A 1,857-nucleotide genomic window follows, 5' to 3' on the forward strand; every position below is an offset into this window, starting at 1 on the left:
GCCGTGAAAGGGCGGTGTCCTGGGCCTCTAGACGAAGGGGACGTATCAGTCTGCTTCGCAAGACGCCTTGCTTTTTACTTTCTATCAGACAATCTGTGTGAGCACTGCAAAGAACGCTTCTTTAAGGTAAGGAGGTGATCCAACCGCAGGTTCCCCTACGGTTACCTTGTTACGACTTCACCCCAGTCATGAATCACAAAGTGGTAAGCGCCCTCCCGAAGGTTAAGCTACCTACTTCTTTTGCAACCCACTCCCATGGTGTGACGGGCGGTGTGTACAAGGCCCGGGAACGTATTCACCGTGGCATTCTGATCCACGATTACTAGCGATTCCGACTTCATGGAGTCGAGTTGCAGACTCCAATCCGGACTACGACGCACTTTATGAGGTCCGCTTGCTCTCGCGAGGTCGCTTCTCTTTGTATGCGCCATTGTAGCACGTGTGTAGCCCTGGTCGTAAGGGCCATGATGACTTGACGTCATCCCCACCTTCCTCCAGTTTATCACTGGCAGTCTCCTTTGAGTTCCCGGCCGGACCGCTGGCAACAAAGGATAAGGGTTGCGCTCGTTGCGGGACTTAACCCAACATTTCACAACACGAGCTGACGACAGCCATGCAGCACCTGTCTCACAGTTCCCGAAGGCACCAATCCATCTCTGGAAAGTTCTGTGGATGTCAAGACCAGGTAAGGTTCTTCGCGTTGCATCGAATTAAACCACATGCTCCACCGCTTGTGCGGGCCCCCGTCAATTCATTTGAGTTTTAACCTTGCGGCCGTACTCCCCAGGCGGTCGACTTAACGCGTTAGCTCCGGAAGCCACGCCTCAAGGGCACAACCTCCAAGTCGACATCGTTTACGGCGTGGACTACCAGGGTATCTAATCCTGTTTGCTCCCCACGCTTTCGCACCTGAGCGTCAGTCTTCGTCCAGGGGGCCGCCTTCGCCACCGGTATTCCTCCAGATCTCTACGCATTTCACCGCTACACCTGGAATTCTACCCCCCTCTACGAGACTCAAGCTTGCCAGTATCAGATGCAGTTCCCAGGTTGAGCCCGGGGATTTCACATCTGACTTAACAAACCGCCTGCGTGCGCTTTACGCCCAGTAATTCCGATTAACGCTTGCACCCTCCGTATTACCGCGGCTGCTGGCACGGAGTTAGCCGGTGCTTCTTCTGCGGGTAACGTCAATGAGCAAAGGTATTAACTTTACTCCCTTCCTCCCCGCTGAAAGTACTTTACAACCCGAAGGCCTTCTTCATACACGCGGCATGGCTGCATCAGGCTTGCGCCCATTGTGCAATATTCCCCACTGCTGCCTCCCGTAGGAGTCTGGACCGTGTCTCAGTTCCAGTGTGGCTGGTCATCCTCTCAGACCAGCTAGGGATCGTCGCCTAGGTGAGCCGTTACCCCACCTACTAGCTAATCCCATCTGGGCACATCCGATGGCAAGAGGCCCGAAGGTCCCCCTCTTTGGTCTTGCGACGTTATGCGGTATTAGCTACCGTTTCCAGTAGTTATCCCCCTCCATCAGGCAGTTTCCCAGACATTACTCACCCGTCCGCCACTCGTCAGCAAAGCAGCAAGCTGCTTCCTGTTACCGTTCGACTTGCATGTGTTAGGCCTGCCGCCAGCGTTCAATCTGAGCCATGATCAAACTCTTCAATTTAAAAGTTTGATGCTCAAAGAATTAAACTTCGTAATGAATTACGTGTTCACTCTTGAGACTTGGTATTCATTTATCGTCTTGCGACGTTAAGAATCCGTATCTTCGAGTGCCCACACAGATTGTCTGATAAATTGTTAAAGAGCAGTGCCGCTTCGCTTTTTCTCAGCGGCGCGGGGTGTGCATAATAC

1 rRNA gene is annotated in these 1,857 nt (G+C 53.0%); it reads right to left on the bottom strand.

Going from position 1 to position 1,857, the window contains the following annotated elements:
- Positions 1 to 127: 127 nt before the first annotated feature.
- Positions 128 to 1,669: ribosomal RNA gene (locus AACS80_RS23805) — 16S ribosomal RNA — on the bottom strand.
- Between the last annotated feature and the right edge of the window lie 188 nt (positions 1,670 to 1,857).

The organism is Escherichia sp. E4385, from assembly GCF_963883145.1.
GTDB lineage: Bacteria > Pseudomonadota > Gammaproteobacteria > Enterobacterales > Enterobacteriaceae > Escherichia.